The organism is Leptospira weilii serovar Ranarum str. ICFT (genome assembly GCF_000332415.1).
GTDB classification, from domain to species: domain Bacteria; phylum Spirochaetota; class Leptospiria; order Leptospirales; family Leptospiraceae; genus Leptospira; species Leptospira weilii_A.
In genome coordinates this window covers 17,282-32,660 of the sequence record NZ_AOHC02000014.1, presented here as the reverse complement: position 1 = coordinate 32,660, position 15,379 = coordinate 17,282, and the positions used below count along the sequence as shown (strand labels likewise).

At 43.0% G+C, this 15,379-nt stretch carries 17 protein-coding genes and 1 pseudogene; 7 read left to right on the top strand and 11 right to left on the bottom strand.

All coding sequences use genetic code 11. From position 1 onward, the window contains the following. The first annotated feature begins 3 nt into the window (after positions 1 to 3). Both LEP1GSC060_RS03235 and LEP1GSC060_RS03230 read left to right on the top strand, forming a co-directional pair. The gene (locus LEP1GSC060_RS03235) at positions 4 to 423 is read left to right on the top strand and encodes a hypothetical protein (protein ID WP_002996000.1); all 420 of its coding nucleotides are present in this window, start codon (positions 4 to 6) and stop codon (positions 421 to 423) included. Further along, a complete protein-coding gene (locus LEP1GSC060_RS03230; protein WP_036095298.1) occupies positions 417 to 899 on the top strand; it encodes a J domain-containing protein in 483 nt (160 codons plus the stop codon). The genes LEP1GSC060_RS03235 and LEP1GSC060_RS03230 overlap by 7 nt, the downstream gene beginning before the upstream one ends. Here LEP1GSC060_RS03230 and LEP1GSC060_RS03225 read toward each other — a convergent pair. From LEP1GSC060_RS03225 to LEP1GSC060_RS03215, 3 genes are read right to left on the bottom strand one after another with little or no spacing between them, the layout of a single operon-like run. Continuing rightward, a complete protein-coding gene (locus LEP1GSC060_RS03225; protein ID WP_002996195.1) occupies positions 886 to 1,383 on the bottom strand; it encodes an LIC11661 family lipoprotein in 498 nt (165 codons plus the stop codon). The two genes, LEP1GSC060_RS03230 and LEP1GSC060_RS03225, sit on opposite strands and share 14 nt — an antisense overlap. After that, positions 1,380 to 1,934, bottom strand: a complete 555-nt coding sequence (locus tag LEP1GSC060_RS03220; RefSeq protein WP_002995998.1) for an HNH endonuclease — start codon at positions 1,932 to 1,934, stop codon at positions 1,380 to 1,382. The genes LEP1GSC060_RS03225 and LEP1GSC060_RS03220 overlap by 4 nt, the downstream gene beginning before the upstream one ends. A 45-nt stretch (positions 1,935 to 1,979) precedes the next feature. Then, positions 1,980 to 2,591, bottom strand: a complete 612-nt coding sequence (locus tag LEP1GSC060_RS03215) for a DedA family protein (protein ID WP_002996278.1) — start codon at positions 2,589 to 2,591, stop codon at positions 1,980 to 1,982. Positions 2,592 to 2,714: 123 nt separating this feature from the next. On the opposite strand from LEP1GSC060_RS03215, the gene LEP1GSC060_RS03210 reads away from it, so the two are divergent. Then, positions 2,715 to 3,860: a deoxyguanosinetriphosphate triphosphohydrolase gene (locus LEP1GSC060_RS03210; RefSeq protein ID WP_002995934.1), complete on the top strand. Its 1,146-nt coding sequence runs from the start codon at positions 2,715 to 2,717 to the stop codon at positions 3,858 to 3,860. 75 nt (positions 3,861 to 3,935) lie between these two features. On the opposite strand, the gene LEP1GSC060_RS20945 is transcribed toward LEP1GSC060_RS03210, so the two are convergent. From LEP1GSC060_RS20945 to LEP1GSC060_RS03190, 5 genes and pseudogenes are all read right to left on the bottom strand, one after another. Further along, complete coding sequence (locus LEP1GSC060_RS20945) at positions 3,936 to 4,232, bottom strand: LA_2272 family surface repeat-containing protein (protein ID WP_420805472.1); 297 nt, start codon at positions 4,230 to 4,232, stop codon at positions 3,936 to 3,938. A gap of 51 nt (positions 4,233 to 4,283) precedes the next feature. Next, positions 4,284 to 4,501 (bottom strand): annotated as a pseudogene (locus LEP1GSC060_RS20940) (LA_2272/LA_2273 family lipoprotein); the annotation flags it as partial. Between the two features lie 104 nt (positions 4,502 to 4,605). Further along, positions 4,606 to 5,529 (bottom strand): hypothetical protein, encoded by a 924-nt coding sequence (locus tag LEP1GSC060_RS03200; protein ID WP_002996311.1) that lies wholly within the window; start codon positions 5,527 to 5,529, stop codon positions 4,606 to 4,608. After that, the gene (locus tag LEP1GSC060_RS03195) at positions 5,526 to 6,485 is read right to left on the bottom strand and encodes an LA_2272/LA_2273 family lipoprotein (protein WP_002995945.1); all 960 of its coding nucleotides are present in this window, start codon (positions 6,483 to 6,485) and stop codon (positions 5,526 to 5,528) included. Before LEP1GSC060_RS03195 ends, LEP1GSC060_RS03200 begins: the two co-directional genes overlap by 4 nt. A gap of 2 nt (positions 6,486 to 6,487) precedes the next feature. Beyond that, positions 6,488 to 7,375 (bottom strand): LA_2272/LA_2273 family lipoprotein, encoded by an 888-nt coding sequence (locus tag LEP1GSC060_RS03190; RefSeq protein WP_002996150.1) that lies wholly within the window; start codon positions 7,373 to 7,375, stop codon positions 6,488 to 6,490. 157 nt (positions 7,376 to 7,532) lie between these two features. Between LEP1GSC060_RS03190 and LEP1GSC060_RS19890 the strand changes: the two genes are divergently transcribed. After that, positions 7,533 to 7,685, top strand: coding sequence for a hypothetical protein (locus LEP1GSC060_RS19890; protein WP_002995910.1), 153 nt, complete (start codon positions 7,533 to 7,535; stop codon positions 7,683 to 7,685). A gap of 83 nt (positions 7,686 to 7,768) precedes the next feature. Here the strand turns inward: LEP1GSC060_RS19890 and LEP1GSC060_RS03185 are convergent, their stop codons facing one another. From LEP1GSC060_RS03185 to LEP1GSC060_RS03175, 3 genes are all read right to left on the bottom strand, one after another. Then, positions 7,769 to 8,557, bottom strand: a complete 789-nt coding sequence (locus tag LEP1GSC060_RS03185) for an LA_2272/LA_2273 family lipoprotein (protein ID WP_002996133.1) — start codon at positions 8,555 to 8,557, stop codon at positions 7,769 to 7,771. A 228-nt stretch (positions 8,558 to 8,785) separates the two neighbouring features. Next, entirely contained in the window at positions 8,786 to 9,910 is a 1,125-nt protein-coding gene (locus LEP1GSC060_RS03180) for a cysteine desulfurase family protein (RefSeq protein WP_002996267.1), read from the bottom strand. Continuing rightward, positions 9,885 to 11,168, bottom strand: a complete 1,284-nt coding sequence (locus LEP1GSC060_RS03175; protein WP_002996162.1) for a hypothetical protein — start codon at positions 11,166 to 11,168, stop codon at positions 9,885 to 9,887. The genes LEP1GSC060_RS03180 and LEP1GSC060_RS03175 overlap by 26 nt, the downstream gene beginning before the upstream one ends. Before the next feature lie 134 nt (positions 11,169 to 11,302). On the opposite strand from LEP1GSC060_RS03175, the gene LEP1GSC060_RS03170 reads away from it, so the two are divergent. From LEP1GSC060_RS03170 to LEP1GSC060_RS03160, 3 genes are all read left to right on the top strand, one after another. Next, entirely contained in the window at positions 11,303 to 13,324 is a 2,022-nt protein-coding gene (locus LEP1GSC060_RS03170; RefSeq protein ID WP_036095297.1) for a tetratricopeptide repeat protein, read from the top strand. Positions 13,325 to 13,339: 15 nt separating this feature from the next. Next, the gene (locus LEP1GSC060_RS03165; RefSeq protein ID WP_002995916.1) at positions 13,340 to 14,128 is read left to right on the top strand and encodes a LolA family protein; all 789 of its coding nucleotides are present in this window, start codon (positions 13,340 to 13,342) and stop codon (positions 14,126 to 14,128) included. 136 nt (positions 14,129 to 14,264) lie between these two features. Continuing rightward, a complete protein-coding gene (locus tag LEP1GSC060_RS03160) occupies positions 14,265 to 15,032 on the top strand; it encodes an enoyl-CoA hydratase/isomerase family protein (protein ID WP_002996213.1) in 768 nt (255 codons plus the stop codon). Positions 15,033 to 15,379 lie beyond the last annotated feature (347 nt).

Sequence of the window (15,379 nt, the reverse complement as noted above, 5' to 3'; positions counted from 1 at the left end):
AACTTGTCGGATTCCAATTCAGTCGATTCGAACCGCAGCCTGGTTGTCCTCTACGGAGATAAAATCCTTCTGTTGGAACAATTGATCGTCAATCAAAAACGACAAATGGACGTGTTCGGTTTCGGAGACGGAGAAGGCGGGGTCAGGATCGAAAACTCCAACGTAAAAATCATTGAACAACTTTGTTCCGTCGATCGAAAGATCGAGAAATTGGAAGAAGGAGTTCCTCAGACTTCGGAATTGATCGAACTTACGGAAATTCTGTTTCAAAAAATGGAAGAATCCAGATTTCTACATTCTCAAGTGGAAGAAAGGATGAGAGAAATTCTGAAAGAATATCAAAAAGAATTAAACCTGGTTCAGGTTCAGATTCAATTAAAAGCGCATCTTAGACAAGACTATTGGAAAACGGGGACCTGTTAGAGAGAGCCCTGGAGTTTCTAGGTTTAGAACCGGGGTTCGATGAAGAAAATTTAAAAAGTCGTTTCTACTTCCTTTCCAAAAAATATCATCCCGATACGGGAGAATTCTCAAACGATTCCCTATTCAAACAACTGATCGAATACAGAAACGTTTTATATTTCCATCTGGAACAAAGAATATTCAAAAAAACGAATATTTCTCAGGGCTCCAAAAATTCCGACCAAAACGATTATAACGTCTACAAACGAGCGAGGGAAATCTACGATTTTGCGATCCACGAGTATTACAAACTCACGGAAGGAAATCCGATTTTTTTAAAAGGAGAGGAGAATCCGGCTCTTCGTAAACTTAGGTCTTCCCTGGAAATTTCCAAATCGGAATTCGAAGAATTGATCTCTTTTTATCCGCAGAGTATCTGGGTCGCTGACGCGAAAGATATCCTCGCCAAGATCGAGATTTGGTTTAAGGAACCCTAAGAGAATTGGAAGGCATCGAAAAAACGAAACCGGATGCGTTTCCGTTCGTGATGCTGACGACCAACACTTGAGAACGAAGAGTGAGATATTGACCCGAAGAGAGAGTAACGTTCATCTTGCAGATTCGATTTGCGTTTTCTCCGGTTCCGATTGCGGCCAAAGGCCCGTCGTTCGGACTCAACTCGATCGAATATTCCAGAGGTTGGTTCGGAATTATATTCAGGATTCCGTTTACACATTCGATTCCGGAGTCAAGTCCCGAAGGAAATCTGGATTCGTTTTCGGTATTTCCGACATACAATCGATATCCGCTGAAAAGAAGTTCCGGATTTCCGGCTCTCATCCTGAGTTCGTATCCGCTTGCGATCGGAATGACGCTGATCAACGTGGGCGGAGTGGAGATCAATCTGGTTGTGGAGTAATGAGGACATCCGAGTAAAAACGAAAACACCGGTAGCAGAAATAAAAGATAAAGACGTTTCAAAAAGAAATATACTCCCTCCAGCCGAACTTTTCAGCCTGCTGATCCGATATTGAGAAGAGTGGAAAGCGTAGTTTCGGTGTCACCCGATTTTCTTCCGGTAAGCTCCACTTCAATTCGGTGAGAAGTTTGTTTCCTTTTCGAGTGTTACAATGTTTACACGCCGCGACCAGATTCTCCCAGGAATTGAATTCCTTCGGTCTTTCCTTTTTGGGTACGTGTTCCCACCGACTCCGAGGTATTACGTGATCCAGTGTGAGTTTGGAACTCGGAAATTTTTTTCCACAATAAACACAGTGATAGTTATCCCTTTGAAAAATATTTTCTCGGGAAACCCGATCTTTCCTCGGCGGAACCCTGTAGTAATCCCGTAGAAGTATGATTCTAGGCGCGGTAAATTTGAGTTTTTCGGAACGGATTAAATAGTTTTGATCATCCTTGATGAGTTGCGCTTTTTCAAGGATGATCAGGATGAGGGCGTCTTTGACCGACCGGATCCCGATGGGGACGTAACCGGCATTCAGCACAAGCACCGGCTGCGCAAGAATGTCCATAGCTGGTCAAAAAATAACCGAGGGCCGGAAGATGTAAAGAAATTCTCAGAGAGAAGATCGTTTCTTACGAATCCAATACACGATTCCGAAGAGCAAAAATACCGTTCCTATCAGTCCGAGCACCGCAAGTTGACCGTTGTGAACCCAACGCATCAGTGTATCGAAATTATAGGCTCCGAAATATCCCAAGTAAACCCAAATCGGTACCGAGATAATGGCTGCGAGGAAATCGAGGATTACAAAACGATAAAATGAAATTCGATCCGAGGTTCCGGTCGTGAGATAAATCGGCATTCGGAGACCCGGCATAAATCGAGCCATAAAGGTGACCCAATTTCCGTAACGAGAGATTTTATCCTGAACCTTTGCAAACCGTTCGGGTGTGACGATCCTGGAAATCATCGGAATCTGAAGAACTCGAACTCCGTAGATTCTCCCGATCAAAAAAACGGAACTGTCCCCGATGAGAACCCCCGCCATCCCGACCAAAAACATAAAATGAGGGTCCGCCTTTCCGAGTCCGGCGATCACTCCGCCAGAAACTAAGGAAATGTCTTCGGGAACGGGGAGTCCGAAACCGCAGAGAATCAAAACCAAAAAGACGGCGATATATCCGTATTCGGAAAAGATGTAAACGAGAAGATTTAAGAATTCCATTCCTACTATAAACGCCTTGGGTTAGGATTTCTCTGACAGTAAAATCTGGCTCCTTTAAAATAGCAGTAAACAAACAAAAAAAGAGGAGGGACTTTTGGGAAAAGTGTCCGATTTTTGTAAAACGTGTACTTTTCCAGAAACGATTTACTGCAAAAAGAAATAGATGGTTTGGCGCCTTATGCGATTTCGAGCGCCCATAACGGAGGAAGAATCCATGAAGAAGAGGAACATTCCTACCGACTTCCGTTTCAAAGAGACAGGGATCGGGTCCTTCATTCCAGCGCCTTCAAACGCCTTCAGTATAAGACTCAGGTGTTCATCTTTTCCGTCGGCGAGAATTATAGAAATCGAATGACTCACACTCTCGAGGTCGCGGGTTTATCGAGAACGATCGCAAACGCACTCGGACTCAATTCTCATCTTTCCGAAACGATTGCGCTGGCTCACGATCTCGGTCACACTCCTTTCGGTCACGCGGGTCAAGAGGTGTTATCGGGTCTTATGAAAGATCACGGCGGTTTTGAACACAACAAACAATCCCTGCGAATCGTAACTTCGATCGAAAAGAAATACCCGAATTTTTCGGGTCTCAACTTATGCAGAGAAACCCTCAAAGGGCTTATGAAACACGGAACCGATTACGATCCTTCCATGATGCTTTTGGAAAGAAAAGAGAGCGGTCCTTCGCTCGAAGGAATGATCGCGGATCTTTCGGATGAGATCGCTTATACGAGCCACGATATCGAAGACGGTTGGGAGATGGGTTATCTTCATCTCGGCGATTTATCCGAAAATCGTTTTTGGAAGGAAGTTTACGAAAATTGCAAGTTGCAGTACAAGGACGCCGGAGAAAAAATTTTGGTCCGTACGACGATTCGAACTCTTACTAATTTTATGGTTTCCGATCTGATTCAAAATATTTCGCATCAATTGGAAAAAAATCAAGTTGAGTCCACGGAAGATTTGGTTCGTCTTTGGAAACGGGAAATTCGGATCGCTTCCTTTTCGGACGAGGTGAATTCAAAGTTCAGAGAACTCAAAACGTTTCTGTACGAAAAACTCTATCGCCACGAGGATTTGGTTCGTATGAGCGATTACGGGAAAAAAGTGATCGAGTCCTTGTTCGATTACTTTTTAAAACATCCCGAAAAAATTCCGGATACTTACAAGGAACGGATCGAGGAAGAATCGTTGTATCGTGTGATCAGCGATTTTGTGGCCGGTATGACCGATCGTTACGCGGAGAAGATCTATCAGTCGTTGCCTTAAAGCAGATTCCTGAATATTCTGAAATTGGAATGTTTTTTCTTTTTTTGATTGTAGTACGGGGATGCGTCTTTTTAGTTATTTTGCGGGTTCTACGGTCGTATCGATTGTTTCTTGTGACTTCGGTTGAATCGAAGAGTTTGAACAATAGTTTGCTACGATCATGATGGGAATTGTGTTGTTCGGACAATAGTTGATGATTTCAATTTGGATTTGTTTGTGGTGTGGGTCTGATATATTGATAATTCCTATGTTGATACCTGCTTCGTAATTATAGATACCGATTGAGATGTTTCCGTTTTGTGTTTCAAAATTAGCTATGCCGATCGAGACCCCAATTCTCGTTGTAGGTATGTCGACAGAATCAGGAGCCAAAGCATGCAAAGGAACTCCAAAATTGAAAAGTCCGATTTTCAAACCGGCGTGTTTGCGATGTGTAAGATTGACGGCTCCAATTTGAATTCCAATTAGATTGCGAGCAAAGTTTAGAATTCCGACTTGTGCTCCGATTATACGGTTTTTAACCGCGTTGACAATTCCTGCGTTGAGCCCGTAAAGATTTTTAACTTCTCCATGGGGAGATTCAGCCTGAAGATTTCCGTTTCCGTATTGGAAGGAATTTTGGTAGTGAACCGAGGAGTCATTGCGAGGCCGCATTGATAAACGAAGAGCAGAATGCAAAAAATGAAAAGTCGCGTAAAACAAATGAATTTCATCGTCTTTTCGATTTCCTGAAATTATAAATGATCTAACGTTGAATGATCGGAGTCGTCTTTTTATAGTTACAGGCGAGCGTTCTGGAAAGTTCTATGGCTAAGGGTTGGACGTCCTTTCGTTCCGGCATCAATTGAAATTCGTAAGCCTGAAATTTAGCCGGTTCCGTCGTATAATTATAAACCGAAATCAGAACTCCGGAAAAACTATTCGTTTTCAATACTTCGATTAAGAACGGACCGTGTTGACTCGGCTCCGGTTTTACAGGTATCTGGTATGTAGACTTGCGGTTCATGATCTCCGATTCTATGGAAGCGAAGTTGTCAAGGGTATAGACGAATACATTTTGAGCAAGGGAGATAGGAGCGCTAATGATTTTTGTTCCGAATCCCACAAGCGGAATGTCTTCCACAACTTTAAAAAGTCCCGATAAACCGAGCATTTGTTTTTGAGACGGAGGAAGCACGTTATGCGGAACACCATTTGTAATATTCCAGGCAAGTGATTGCACCTCCGATCTGGAATTACATTGGCCCCACATACTATTTATAAGTTTTCGAATTTCATTACGTTCATCCACTCGAATGACTCGGTAAGGCTCCTCCTTATGCGGACCGGCTCCCGATGATTTTAAACAATAAGCGTTCAGGGACAGGATGAATTTGGTATTCGGCGGAACGACCAAAGTATTGGATTCCAACGAAGGGGATAAAATACCGACGAGAGTCGGGGGAACTTTCGTTTCCGTACTTTTACTTTGATTTTTTTTATCCGGAACGGAACTGAATTCGACTTGAGCTTGTTTGTCGATATCCATCTCGATCGTTTTGTGAGGAACGAGTTTTGAAAAATCGATTTTCTCTTCGGATTTCGTTTGTCTCATGCAAAAGACCGCCGAAAGAAACGTAAGGGAAATACACAGTAATAAAAGAACGGATTTTTTTTGAAAAAGAATCATTTGTAACAATAATTGATAAGAATCGATATCGGAAAAACCCCGTCCGGACAGATATTGATGGCTCCGATTTGAAAGTTTCCAAGCGTTCCGATATTGATCGCTCCGAGGCTGAAACCGCCTCCGACATTTACCGCTCCGACACTGAACCCCGTTCCTTTATTGACGACTCCAACGTTGAACCCGGTTCCTCGGTTGAAAAGTCCTACATTAACTCCCTTTCCTCGATTGATCGCTCCGATGTTGACTCCTATGCCGCCCGAATTGTACAAAACCCCCGCGTTCAGTCCGTTGCCTCCGCTGGAATTGATGACTCCGAGTGTGATTCCACCCCCGCCGTTATTCACTCCGCCTAAGGTTAAATATATACCCGGTTTTGATTTTGCATTATAAATTCCTAATTGAATTCCGGTTTTACTTTCTCCCACCGAATTTACTCCGCCCGCCTGGACGGTAAAAAATCCTTCGGCTTCTTCGTTATAAATCCCCAGTTGAATTCCGGCGCCGGATTCGGCGGTATTCACTACGCCCGTTTGGAGGGCGAAAATTCCTTTTTTTTCTTTGTTATAAAGTCCGACTTGGATTCCAGCGCCGCCCTCCACCTCGTTCATTCCACCCGTTTGCAGGGCAAAACCCGTTTTTTTGGAAATATTGTACAATGCGACTTGTGTAGTTGCGTAGGTGTTTCCTTCGGAACTATTTGCGGCTCCGACTTGGATTCCGACGTGGTCTTCCTTTACAAGGTTGATGAAGCCGACGTGGACTCCGTATAAGTTTTTCACCTCACCGGTCGAAAGATTGACGTGAAAGACTTCGGTTTCGGATCTTACTGGGATTCGTACAAACGACTTGGAACCGCTGAATCCGGTTACACCGCAGTTAAGAAGCGGCGTAATAGATGCTACGATTCCGAAAAGAGAAAAAGAGATTTTGAATATTAAAGAATGATTATGTTTCATGGTTATTTGCAATAGTTGAATCCGATCATTACGGGAAATAATCCTTTCCCGCAGAAATTGAGAAGCCCGAATTCCAAAGTGGGCTCGTCCGTATCTTCTTCTCCCGAAGCGTTGATCAAACCGATATGAATTCCCGTTCCTCCGTTCAAGACTCCTATGTTGATTCCGTTTCCTTGAATGTTCAAGGCTCCGAGATTGAAACCGCTTCCTTTTTCGTTCATGATTCCTACGTTGACACCCTCCGAGCCTGAATTCAGGGCTCCGATCATTAACCCTTTGGTTTGAAAGTTACCCGCTCCGATCGTAAGATCGAATCCCGATCTTTGTTGCCCGATGTTGACGAGACCCGCTTGTAGTCCTTTAGAATCCCCTACGGAATAATTTACAAGGCCCGCTTGAATTCCGGCTCCTTTATCTTTCGCGCTGTTGATGAGAGCGATTTGTGCTCCGTATGTACTTCCTTCGGAAGTGTTTACAAGTCCTACCTGAGCGCCAACCATACGATCTCGACTTGAATTGTAGATAGAGACTTGTGTTCCGTACGTATTTCCCTCGGAAGCGTTTACGACTCCAACTTGGCCGCCGATCATTAGATCTTTGCTTGAATTGTAGATCGAAACTTGAGCGCCGTAAGTATCTCGGTTCGAGAGATTTACAATCCCGACTTGACTCCCGATCATTCGATTTTCTACCGTATTAACGATTCCTAAATTTAAACCGATCAGATTTTGAAGTGTTCCGTAAAGAAGATTGAATCGAAGTACTTCGGTTTCCGTTTTCGGAGGAAGACGTGTTGTAATTCGTGGGGTTAGTGCAAAACCGCAATTCAACATCAAGATTCCGCACAAGACAAGAAACGCTTTCGTGTTTTGTTTGAGATTGATTTTCATGGTATAAATGAATGGGTGAGTGGCACTTTAGATAAAATAAAACGAACTGTCAATTCCGTTTTAATACGAATCAAGGATTTCGGAAGTGGAAAATTTGAGTCAAAAACTATTTTCCGAATATTCGATTGTCTAAGATAATTTTGGGAATTACAGTCATTTGCAAAAATTGAATCCGATCATTACGAACAATGTTTCTCTTACAAAAGTTGAGAAGACCGAATTGTGTCACAGATTGATCGGAGTCGATGAAATTGATCCAGCCGATCTGGGCGCTAATTCCGATCCGAACTTCGATCCTATTCGAATTTGATGAAACTATTTCAAATTTTGATCGGCGTATACAAAGTATCATTTATTAAATCATGATTTTTGAATATAATGAATGAGTCGTATTTATTTTTCGGATTCAGCCGCCGAATCCGTATTCGGCGGTGTTTTTGATTTAACTTTTTCAGGAGAAGACTTTGAACAGTAATTCGCAAGGATCATGATCGGAATCGTATCGTTGGGGCAGTAGTTAATAATTCCGATTTGAATTCCCGAACCTTGTCTACCCAGATTGATTACCCCTATATTCAAGAATCCGTCGCGGCGTTCCTCATCTACATTTAGGATTCCTAGTTTAAACCCGCTACCGTAATTTACGATTCCGATACTGGCCCCGGCACCGTAATTTGCGACTCCGACATTGAGGCCGACTCCGAAATTGAATAACGCCACATTCACTCCAAAAGTAGCGAAGTTAACCGCACCCGCTGAGATTCCGATTCCTAAATTTCCCGATTTACTTCCTCGAGTAAAAGAACGGCCTGAATTGATGCCTCCTATCTGAATACCGAAGATTCCGTTCGTATTACTATTTACGATTCCTACTTGAATTCCGGCTGCGGTTCCGGAAACTTCGTTGTAAAGTCCCGCTTGTAATCCCACCATACCGTCCTTTACCGTATTGGCTATTCCTACATTCATTCCATAGAGAGTTTCCACTTGTCCGTCGATGATGTTGATGCGTAAAAATTCCATTTCCGTTGTCGAACTTCCGCGATAATCCGACGAGGTCGATCTGATAGGCATATTAATGGCGTTTTTTTGATAGAACCCGATGCCACAGTTTGCGAGAATACAAATAGGAAAAAGCAAAATGAAAAATCGAATGGAGTACAATGTTTTTATAATATACATTTTTGGAAAATCCTTATTTTTTTTTGATGCGAAATTCTAAATCGAAACGGGGTCCGTGCGTCCATACTAAAAAGAATATTTATCATTTTGTTTTATATCGCTCCCATTTATAAATCGATTTAAAAAGATCGGATTCGGTTCACTAACTAAATACCTCCGGAATCGGATTTGTAGGATCATTCCGGAAAAAAATCGATTCGTGGATGGCATGACCGTTCGCATCCGATTCTAGTCGCCGAGAGATTTCAACACTTCCCGAATTTTTTCACAAAGTTCGTCCACTTCTTCCGAAGTCGTAAACCAACCCGTGGAAATTCGAATGGCGCGTAACGCTTCTTCTTCCGAAAAGCCCATGGACAAAAGAGACGGCGCGGGTTCTCTCGACCTGGACTTACAGGAAGATCCGGTGGAAACTACAAAACCCGCTTCTTCCATTCCCATCATAAAAAAGTCCACGTCGTCCGTGGGAAGGATACAAAAGGAAGTGGAAGGAATTCGAATCGCGTTTTTTCCGACGATCTTACAATCGCACTCTTGCAAAACGGTTTCGATTTGTGTCTGAAAACTTTTTAGAATTTCGTTTTTTAATTTTTGTTCGGGGATTCTACGCATTAGTACTTCAGAAAGTGCTAATATTGCCGGAGAGTTCTCCGTTCCGGCCCTGTGATTGTTCTCCTGGTTCCCTCCCTGAAAGATCGAAAATTCCTTTTCTGCAACCAAGTTCGACCGAATCCAAGTTCCCGAGGCTCCCATTCCGGCCCCGATTTTGTGTCCGGAAAAGGTAAACCCGTCCAAAAGTTCAAAAGGAATTTCTAATTTACCGAAGGATTGTATCAGATCGCTAAAGAGCGGGACGGAATAGGTTTGGGAAAGTTGATAAACCTTTTCCAAAGGTTGAATCACACCCGATTCATTAGCGACGTGTAATATAAAAATCGGAGAAGGGTTTTCTTTCAAAAGTTCTTCGAGATGAACTAAATCGATTTCACCTTCGGATAAGGAACGGATTTTTTGAAAATCGAATCCCGCAAATTTCAGAGCGGAATACATCGAAGAATGTTCCAAAGAGGAAACGATCGCACGACCGTCAAACTTCCCTCGGATTGCGTGCGTTAGGAGATGATTGGCTTCGGTTCCTGTGGAAGAAAAAGTAAATTCCTTCGCGGGTTTGCCCGTATAAAATTCCAGAACTTTCCGGGCTTCTTCTATCTTTCCTTGTCTTGCCAAGGAAAAACGGGTCGCACCGGACGGATTGTAAAAATCTTCGAAGTAATCGTTCTGAATTTTTACGAGTACTTCGGAAAACGGAGGATGAGTCGCGTTGTAATCAAAATAACGAATCTTCTTCGACATAGAGTTCATCCGCTTCTTCGTATCTTCCTTTTTTTCTGAGAACGTACCTGAGAAGTTTCTTTCGATCTTCCACAAGATCGCTTCTTCCACCACCCGAAACTCGATAAGCCTTGTCGATCGTATAAAGGTCCGTTTCGAGTTGTTGTAATTCTTTCAAAGCGTCGTCGAGTTGTCCTTTGCGGATTTCCGCGCGTACGATCATCAGTCCGGATTCGAAAACGGAACCTTTTTCCAAGAAGTTCGATTTGGAAGTTTCTCTAAAATAAAAGATCGCTTTGTTTAAAAAGAAAGGGTCCCGTTTTCCGAGTTGATAATTGAGCATTCCTCTTTTCATTAGCAATTCGTCATATTCGATCGTACCCGGATCGGAAAAGAAAAGCAGTTTTTCCAAAATTCCGTCCGCTTCCAGAGGAGAAATCGAATTGAGCCCCGTTTTGTATATCCCGAACGCGAGTAGATTGAGAGCCTTTTTAAAATCGTTCGTACTGACCTTGAGATTTTTTTCCCGATCGATCACGAAAGAATTGGATTTGATCTGAGACCATACCCTCATCTGATTTTGTTTTTCGGTCAATACGTTCGGCGGCTCTTCGCTTCGGTTGCAGGAGAAAAAGGATTTCGGTTTTTTCGTTTCTTCCATCACGACCCGAACCGCTTCTTCGGTGTTTCGAACGTAGTCCGCGTATGCAAGAAGAACTTCTTCGGGGCGACAAACGGCTAACGCGGTTTTTTCGATTTTTTTAGGAACGTTCAAGTCGGGACCTGAAAAGTTCAAAGCTCTTTTGTAATAGTCCAATGCTTCGAGTACGGTGGGAGAAACCGTTTTCCAATATTCTCCCGGATTAAAACTTCCCGTGATCGGATTTCTGGATTTGGAAGAAAGTTTTTTCCCGCCGGATTCATCGTTCATTCCGGAGTCTTTGAATCTCCAGATCGATATGGAATCCGTCCAAGCGGGTCTGTATAAAACGGTATCTCTTTCACTGAGAGAATAATAATAAAGACAAGCTTCGCGCATCACATCCAAATCCGGAATTCTTTCCCCCAAATCCTGATAAGAGATTTCTCGTTGTAAAATCGAGTCTCCCTTTTCGATAAATTCTTGGGCGGTTTTAAGATCGTAACCCGGCGGACGAATCGCAAGCGCCAGTTTACTCAATAATTTATATCGGTTCGGGAGAATCCACGCGGCGGCGATCACCCAGGCAAAAAGTAGGAAGAATACGTACTTTCGATTTTCTCGAATGTAGGTTAACAAAGTTTCGAACTCGTAGGCATTGGAAAATTGATTCGACTCCTGGATGGATCGGTTGCAGAATGAAATTCCGGACCTATAGACAAGATGGTTCCCGACAAATGGAACATTCTATTCATATCTGTCCCGTTACCGGAATGAATCAAGCAAATATTAAAATCCTTCGCATTCGACTTACAGGTTTCCGTTCCTTTTTTTTTGGTTCTTTGACTTTTTGGATCTGCTCATTTCCGATTTCGGTTTTTGCCCAACCCGAATGCGAATATTCCGGATCGTCGGTCGCGCCGGAATTTTTTCTTTCCCTTGCGTTTGAAAAACAAACGAACGCCGCGAGAATCCAGTCTCAGGAAAAATCCAAAAAGGATTACGAAGAATCGGTGGAATATTACGATCGGTACTTTCTTTGTTCCGCTGCGTTGAACAGACAAGTTTCTCCCGTGTCCAGGGCGGCCAAAGCCAACGTACATTTTTATCTGGGACAGTTCGAAAAAGCGGAAAAAGAAGCGGACGCCGCCATTCTATCCGATCCCGGTTTCAGAGACGGTTATCTATTGAAAGCGAGAATTCTCATTCGTTTCGGAGAATTTCAAAAGGCGAGTGATTTTCTCGAAACGAACTTAAGTCGTTTTCCGGACGATTCCGATTTTCTCTATCTTTTGGGCTCTCTCAACCAGGAACTCAAAAATTATCCGAGAGCGATTCTTTATCTTACGTCGCTCAGCGATTCGATTCGAAATCGGGAAGGAAACCCGAAATACAGATCCTTTGTGGATAAATCCTTGGGTGAGATGTATTTTGCGAACGGCCAAACTCAAAAGGCGCTTTATTTTTTAAGCTCGTATCTGCATCAGAATCCGAGCGATATTTCCGCAAGACTGACTCTCGCAAAAATTTGGAATCAACTCGGAAAATTTTCCTCGGCTCGAAAGGAACTGAATCGGATTTTAAAGACGAAAAAAAACTTTTCCTCAGTGGAACATCTTCTCGCGGAAATGTACTTTATCGAGAGTAGGGCAACTGCATTCGAATATTTTAATGTTCTCAATCAAAATTCCAAAATTCCGAAGGATGGAGTTTTGAAAGGTCTTTATCTCGTTTTGCTCGGAAAATATGCGGAAGCGAAAGATCTGCTTCTCCCCGTAAAGGAAAAGTTTCCGACTCGTTTGGCGGTTCGACTGGCGATGCTCGACGTGTATGAAAAAGAAAAAAATTCGTCCTTGTATCTAAAAGAACTCAGGGAAGTGGCGGAGCTCGTATTCGGAATGCAACAGTTTTCACTCGCCGAAAGAACCGCACAAAAAGCGCTTGTGATTCCGGATAAAACTTCCGAATGGAACGACGCGGAGATTTACGACTTTCTCGCTTCCTGTCACGAACAATCCGGTTACGTATATCGTGCGATTTTGATGTCCAGGAAATCGGTGGAAACCGCGCGGAAGGAGGAAGAGAAACTCAAGTTTCAGTTGCATCTTGCGTATTTACTCAGGGCCGATCCTCCCGGAAAAAAGGAAGAGGCCGAGGTCATTATCCGAAACGTCCTTCGGGCTCGTCCGGAAGTGGCCTATGCGAGATACTTACTCGGAATCGTTTTGGCTTCCCGGGAAAAGTATAAAGAAGCATTAGAAGAATTGAATGCGGCAATCGAAACGGAATCCGGAAACGGAGTTTACTACTTTTACAGGGCTTCCGTTCACGAGAAGTTGGAACATCAGGATTTTATGGAGAAGGATCTGAAAAAATCCATCGAAATCGATCCCGGAAATCCGATGGCATACAATTACTTGGGATATTATCTTTCCGAAAAAGGAATCCGTTTGGACGAATCCCTTGCGTTAGTCCGCAAAGCCGTCGAACTGGCGCCGGATAACGAAGCCTATCAGGATAGCCTCGGTTGGATTTTTTTCAAACTGGGAAATCACGACGAGGCGCTTTTACACCTACAACTCGCGTATCAGATTCTAAAAGACAAGGGAGAGGAAGACCCGGTGATTTTAGAACATATCGGGGACGTCTATAAAGAAAAAAGCCAAGCAATAAACGCGACCGCTTATTGGGAAAAAAGTCTGAAACTTTTTAAGAAGAAGGAAGACATTTCCAGGATTCAAAAAAAACTACAAAACGGTTCCACCGAAACCGGCGGAAATCGAAACAAAAAATAGAAAGAACGAACGGTTATGAAATTTAAACTTTATTTTAATATTCTAATATACTCACTCGTCCTCTTCGGATGTGCTACGACTCAAATCGAAGAGATTTCGTTTTCGGACAAAGGAAATCTGAAATTCCTTTCCTCTAAAAATCCGGAAGCCGCCCGCGTTTTAAAATCGGTTCGAGATTTGGAAACGAAAAACTCATCCTACTCGGGGGAGTTTTCGATGCGGATCGAAAACTTCGTTCCGAAAAAGGAAAGTTTTTCGGCGGACGGAAAGATCTTTTACGATAAACCTTCCGGAAAGATGTACATAGAACTTTCCGATCCTTTTTTCGGAATGGTAGTTTCCAGAGTGTATACGGACGGAAATTCGATTCATATCAAAACGGCAACGGGTGGTCCTCAAGTTCTTCCGATGGGGGATATTCTTTTTAAGGATCCGAGCGGTAAAAAACAATCCACGATTCCGTTTCCCGTTTTATATTCCCTTTTATCCAATAACAGTTCGGGGCTCGCGGGGACCGATCCGATTTTTGTGAATCTTTCCGAAAGGGCGATTCTTGTAAAAAAACCGGGAGAGGACATTACGTTTTGGATGACGGATTTTGGAATCAGTTCCGTGGAACTTCTTTCTAAAAAAAGCAATCTCAAAGCGATTACGAAAGTGCAGGGAACGGTTTCCTTTCCGCCGAAAATCACGATCACAAGAATTGTGGAACCCAAAACGAATCAGGATCAGAATCGGATCGAAATCAAAATGAAAAAGATCGCGTTGTCCGAGACCATTCCGGCTTCCAAATTTCAGCTCTAAACGATCCAGATCGAGGTTTACACCCTGGTTTGATTCCTCAATTTGGAAGAATCCAAAACACACAAACCGCCGAATTTTCGTTTTTTCGATATTCGTGAAACGAATTTTAATTCAATTGAAAGTAATAGGAGCCAAGATGCTTTCCGAAATTAGAAACAATCATATTCTGGAACTCTACATTGAAACCAACGAAGTGAATTCTCTGAACGGAGATTTTTTCAAAACGATTTCCGCGAAGTTGGACGCGATTGCAAAAGATCCGACGATCAAGGCGGTAATTTTCACTTCTAAGAACGAAAAGTTTTTCTCAAACGGATTCAATCCGGACATCTTTGTCGGAAAAACTTTGGAACAAATTCAGGACGTTCTGCGTCTCGCATTGGACACCGCTTCCAAACTTCTTTTTTTGGAAAGGCCGATCGTTTGCGCGATGAACGGACATGCGATGGGCTTGGGCGCTGTTTACGCCATTTTTTGCGATTATAGGATCATGGTGGAAAAAAAAGGAAGACTCGGATTTCCCGAATCTCAGATCGGAATCAACTTTCCATCCGTTGCGGGTTTTATGCTCAAAGAGACCGTGGGAATCACTAAGGCCCGCGATCTTTTGTATTCGGGTAAGGGCCTCAAAGCGGAAGAAGCTCTGGATATAAAACTCATCGACGAGGTCGCGTCTTCCGCGGAAGACCTGATGGTGCGCGCTCGCAAATACTGCGATCAGTTTAAAGATATGGCGATCGGTTCCGTAACCGGAATTAAGGTTTCTCTCAGAGATCCGGTTCGGATTTTTGTTCAACACAACGCGGAGAGAGACGTCAAACTTCTTTCCGAAGCGGTGTTTTCCGGAAACGGTCAGGAAGGAATGAAATCCATTCTCGAAAAAAGAAGACCCGTATTTCAGTAATTTCTAATTTAGAAAAGAAGAATAGAGCGAGGCCGGTTTTTTAAACCCGGCTTTTTTTTGTGGATATCGGTTTGAAGTTTCGTTTTTTTAAATTGAGTTTTAATAAAACGTTAGGATCTCTTCTTTGGATTTCAGTACCTTATTTTTGAAAAGATCCGGAAGATGCCCCGTTTCTTTTTGCCAATTCAGTCGGGCTTTGTCCGGATCCTACAATACAAGTCAATCCGGAAATCAACGAGTTTTTGATCGTTCCGACAAAGTAGTCGTCCTTGAAAAAATATTTGCAACCGGCCCTGAAGACCTCGAACGGTTAAACGGGGACATTCAAAAAAACTTATTTTGTTTTA